A 4,314-nucleotide genomic window follows, 5' to 3' on the forward strand; every position below is an offset into this window, starting at 1 on the left:
AGTTTTGCAACCGCGTCACGGGTGCTGGCTGCTGACGCTGACGACCTCGCCGCTCATGTAGCTCGAGTAGTCGCTCGCCAGGAACACGATCACGTTGGCGACCTCCCACGGCTCCGCCGCCCGCCCGAACGCCTCCTGCTCGGTCAGCTCCTCGAGCAGCTCCTCGGTCGTGACCTTCGACAGGAAGGGGTGCATCGCCAGGCTGGGCGCGACCGCGTTCACCCGCACGTTGGCCGGCGCCGCCTCGATCGCGGCGCAGCGGGTGAGCGCCATCACCCCCGCCTTGGCCGCCGCGTAGTGCGACTGCGAATGCTGCGCGCGCCAGCCCAGCACGCTGGCGTTGTTGACGATCACACCGCCGTGGTCGGCTTCCCGGAAGTACCGCAGCGCGGCGCGGGTGGCACGCATTGTCGACGTCAACGTCACGTTGAGCACTCGGTCCCATTCCTCGTCGGTCATGTCGGCGACCGGCGTCTGCCCGCCCAGGCCGGCATTGTTGACCAGCACGTCCAGCCGCCCCATCCGGGCGGTCGTCGACGCGATCAGCGCGTCAACCTGGGCGGTCGACGTCACGTCGCACACCACGCTCTCCACCCGGCCCAGGCCCAGCCCCGCCAACTCGTCGCGGGTTTCGCCGAGCCGCCGTTCGTGATGGTCGGAGACCACCACGTCGGCGCCCTCGGCCAAGGCGCGACGTGCCACCGCCGACCCGATGCCGGTACCCGCCGCAGCCGTGACGACGACGACCTTGCCGGTCAGAAGTCCGTGGCCGTCAATCTCTTTCGGCACATCGGCCAGGGTCATGAACCCTTCACCTCTCTGGGCAGGCCGAGCACGCGCTCGGCGATGATATTGCGCTGGATCTCGTTGGAGCCGCCATAGATGGTGTCCGCGCGCGAGAACAGGTACAGATGCTGCCACTCGTCGAAGTTGCCGTCGGCGGCGACCAAGCCTGCCGCCCCGGCGACGTCCATCGCCAGCTCACCCAGATCCCGATGCCAGTTGGCCCACAACAGCTTCGAGACATTGTCCTGGCCGGCCCCCATGTCGCCGCCGGGGCGGCTCCGGTGCTGCCCGAGGTCCATGGTGGCCAGCGCGTAGGACCGCATGGTCCGCAGGCCGGCCCACGACCGGGTAAGCCGCTCCCGGATGAGCGGATCGTCGGCGGCGCCGTTGCGCTTGGCGACCCCCACGAGATTGGAAAGCTCACGCGCGTAACGGATCTGCTGGCCCAGTGTGGAAACGCCGCGCTCGAAGGTCAGCGTGCCCATCGCGACCCGCCACCCGTCGCCGGGTTGGCCGACGACGAGATCGGCGTCGGTGCGGGCGTCGTCGAAGAACACCTCGTTGAAATCCGCCGTCCCGGTCAACTGCACAATCGGGCGGATTCCTACGCCGGGCTGATCCAGCGGCACCAGCAGGTAGGACAGGCCGGCGTGCCGCTTGGAGCCCTTCTCGGTACGCGCGACCACGAAACACCACTGGGACATCTGGGCCATCGACGTCCACACCTTCTGGCCGTTGATCACCCACTGGTCGCCGTCGAGTTCGGCCGTGGTCGACACATTGGCCAGGTCGCTGCCCGCGCCGGGCTCGGAATAGCCCTGGCACCACAGCTCGGTGACGTCGAGGATCTTCGGCAGGAAGCGCTTCTGCTGCTCCGGGGTGCCGTAGGCGATCAGGGTCGGCCCGAGCAGTTCCTCACCGAAGTGGTTCACCTTGTCGGGGGCGTCGGCCTTGGCGTACTCCTCGTAGAACGCGACGCGGTGCGCGACGGACAGCCCGCGGCCGCCATGCTCCTCCGGCCAGCCCAGACACGTCAGACCGGCAGCCGCCAGATGCTGGTTCCACGCCCGGCGTTCCTCGAACGCCTCATCCTCGCGCCCCGGCCCGCCCAGCCCCTTGAGCGCGGCGAACTCGCCGACGAGGTTGTCGGCGAGCCAGTCACGGACCTCGGCCCGGAACTCCTGGACCTCTTCCATACCTGTAGGCTAACCTACCAAGCACTTGCTTTGTTAGAGGAGCATCAATGACTTGGGCCCACGCCCGCAGGGCAGGGGACGATCCGAGGACCATTCCGCAGGTCCTGGACCGGATTGCCGACCAATTCTCCGACCACAACGCGCTGGTCACCGACGATCGGCGGGTCACATTCGCGGAACTGCGGGACGAAGTCCGGAGGGCCGCGGCGGCGATGCTTGACCTGGGGGTTCGCGCCGGGGATCGGGTCGCCATCTGGTCGCCGAACACCTGGCACTGGGTGGTGGCGTGCCTGGCCACCCACTACGCCGGCGGCGTGCTCGTGCCGCTGAACACCCGCTACACCGCCAGTGAGGCCACCGATGTGCTGGTCCGCACCGGGGCGCCGCTGCTGGTGGCGGCCGGCGAGTTCCTCGGCGCCGACAAGGCGGCCGAACTCGACCGGGGCCAGCTGCCCGACCTGCGGCACATCGTCCGGGTGCCCGTCGAGAAGGACGACGGCACCTGGGACGGGTTCGTCGCCCAGGGGACCGACCTCGATGCGGTGGATGGGCGGGCCGCGGCGGTTAAACCCGACGACGTGTCCGACATCCTGTTCACCTCCGGCACCACCGGCCGCAGCAAGGGCGCCCTGTGCGCGCACCGGCAGTCGCTGGACGCGCCGGCTGCGTGGGCGGCGTGCGGGCAGGTCACCAGCGCCGACCGCTACCTCTGCATCAACCCGTTCTTCCACAACTTCGGCTACAAGGCGGGCATCCTGGCCTGCCTGCAGACCGGTGCGACGCTGATCCCGCAGCTGACCTTCGATCCGGAACAAGCCATGCACGCGGTGCAGGAGCACCGCATCACCGTGCTGCCCGGGCCGCCGACGATCCACCAGACCCTGCTCGACCACCCCAAGCGCGGCGACTACGACCTGAGCTCGTTGCGGTTCGCCGTCACCGGCGCGGCGACGATCCCCGTCGTGCTGATCGAACGCATGCAGTCCGAGCTGGACATCGACATCGTGCTGACCGCCTACGGGCTGACCGAGGCCAGCGGGTTCGGCACCATGTGCCGCGCCGACGACGATGCGGTCACCGTCGCCACCACCTGCGGACGCCCGATCGCCGACTTCGAGCTGCGCATTGCGGCGAGCAGCGCCGCCGAAACAGGGGAGGTGCTGCTGCGCGGGCCCAACGTGATGCTGGGCTACCTCGACGACCCCGAGGCCACCGCGGCGGCGATCGACAGCGAGGGCTGGTTGCACACCGGCGACGTCGGCACCGTCGACGAGGCCGGGAACCTGAAGATCACCGACCGGCTCAAGGACATGTACATCTGCGGCGGGTTCAACGTCTATCCCGCCGAGGTCGAACAGGTGCTGGCCCGGCTGGACGGCGTGGCCGAGTCCGCGGTCATCGGCGTGCCCGACGAACGGCTCGGCGAGGTGGGCAAGGCGTTCGTCGTCGCCAAGCCGGACGCCAAACTGGACGAAGAGTCCATAATCGCCTATACGCGTGAGCATTTGGCGAACTTCAAGGCTCCGCGATCGGTGGCGTTCCTGGACCTGCTGCCCCGCAATCCGGGTGGCAAGGTGGTCAAGCCACTGCTGAGGGAAAGATCCTAAATGGACCTGAACTTTGACGACGCCACCCTCGAGTTCCAGACCGAGGTGCGGGAATTCCTTACGGCCAACAAGTCGGCCTTCCCGACCAAGTCCTACGACACCGCCGAAGGCTTCGCACAGCATCGGCGCTGGGACAAGGTGCTTTACGAAGCCGGCCTGTCGGTGATCACCTGGCCCGAGAAATACGGCGGCCGCGACGCCACCCTGCTGCAATGGGTGGTGTACGAGGAGGAGTACTTTCGCGCCGGCGCGCCCGGACGGGCCAGCGCCAACGGCACATCGATGCTGGCGCCGACACTGTTCGCACATGGCACCGAGGAGCAGCTGGACCGGGTGCTGCCCAAGATGGCCAGCGGCGAGGAGATCTGGGCGCAGGCGTGGTCCGAGCCGGAATCCGGCAGCGACCTGGCCTCGCTGAGATCGACGGCCACCCAGACCGACGGCGGCTGGTTGCTCAATGGTCAGAAGATCTGGAGTTCACGGGCGCCGTTCGGGGAGAGGGCATTTGGCCTGTTCCGCTCCGATCCCGATGCCGAGCGGCACCGGGGCCTGACGTACTTCATGTTCGACCTGAAGGCGCACGGCATCACGGTGCGTCCGATCGCGCAGCTCGGCGGCGACACCGGGTTCGGCGAGATCTTCCTCGATGACGTGTTCGTGCCCGACAACGACGTCATCGGCGGTGTGCATGACGGCTGGCGGGCGGCGATGAGCACGTCGAGCAA

Annotated in this window: 4 protein-coding genes; 2 read left to right on the top strand and 2 right to left on the bottom strand. The window is 68.3% G+C overall.

The window, feature by feature from the left end; genetic code table 11:
- Nucleotides 1-15: 15 nt before the first annotated feature.
- The gene (gene ipdF, locus ACRDU5_RS06080; protein ID WP_526613587.1) at nucleotides 16-804 is read right to left on the bottom strand and encodes a (5R,7aS)-5-hydroxy-7a-methyl-1-oxo-2,3,5,6,7,7a-hexahydro-1H-indene-carboxyl-CoA reductase; all 789 of its coding nucleotides are present in this window, start codon (nucleotides 802-804) and stop codon (nucleotides 16-18) included.
- Nucleotides 801-1,982 carry an acyl-CoA dehydrogenase IpdE1 gene (gene ipdE1 / locus ACRDU5_RS06085; RefSeq protein ID WP_526613588.1) on the bottom strand — a complete coding sequence of 394 codons (1,182 nt, stop codon included), beginning with the start codon at nucleotides 1,980-1,982 and terminating at the stop codon, nucleotides 801-803. The genes ipdF and ipdE1 overlap by 4 nt, the downstream gene beginning before the upstream one ends.
- A gap of 47 nt (nucleotides 1,983-2,029) precedes the next feature.
- On the opposite strand from ipdE1, the gene fadD3 reads away from it, so the two are divergent.
- Together fadD3 and ACRDU5_RS06095 are read left to right on the top strand one after the other, a co-directional pair.
- Complete coding sequence (fadD3, locus tag ACRDU5_RS06090; RefSeq protein WP_526613589.1) at nucleotides 2,030-3,589, top strand: 3-((3aS,4S,7aS)-7a-methyl-1,5-dioxo-octahydro-1H-inden-4-yl)propanoate--CoA ligase FadD3; 1,560 nt, start codon at nucleotides 2,030-2,032, stop codon at nucleotides 3,587-3,589.
- Nucleotides 3,590-4,314: acyl-CoA dehydrogenase family protein (locus ACRDU5_RS06095; RefSeq protein WP_526613590.1), on the top strand; the 725-nt coding region annotated here is incomplete at its 3' end.

This window comes from Mycobacterium sp. (assembly GCF_050701515.1).
GTDB lineage: Bacteria > Actinomycetota > Actinomycetes > Mycobacteriales > Mycobacteriaceae > Mycobacterium.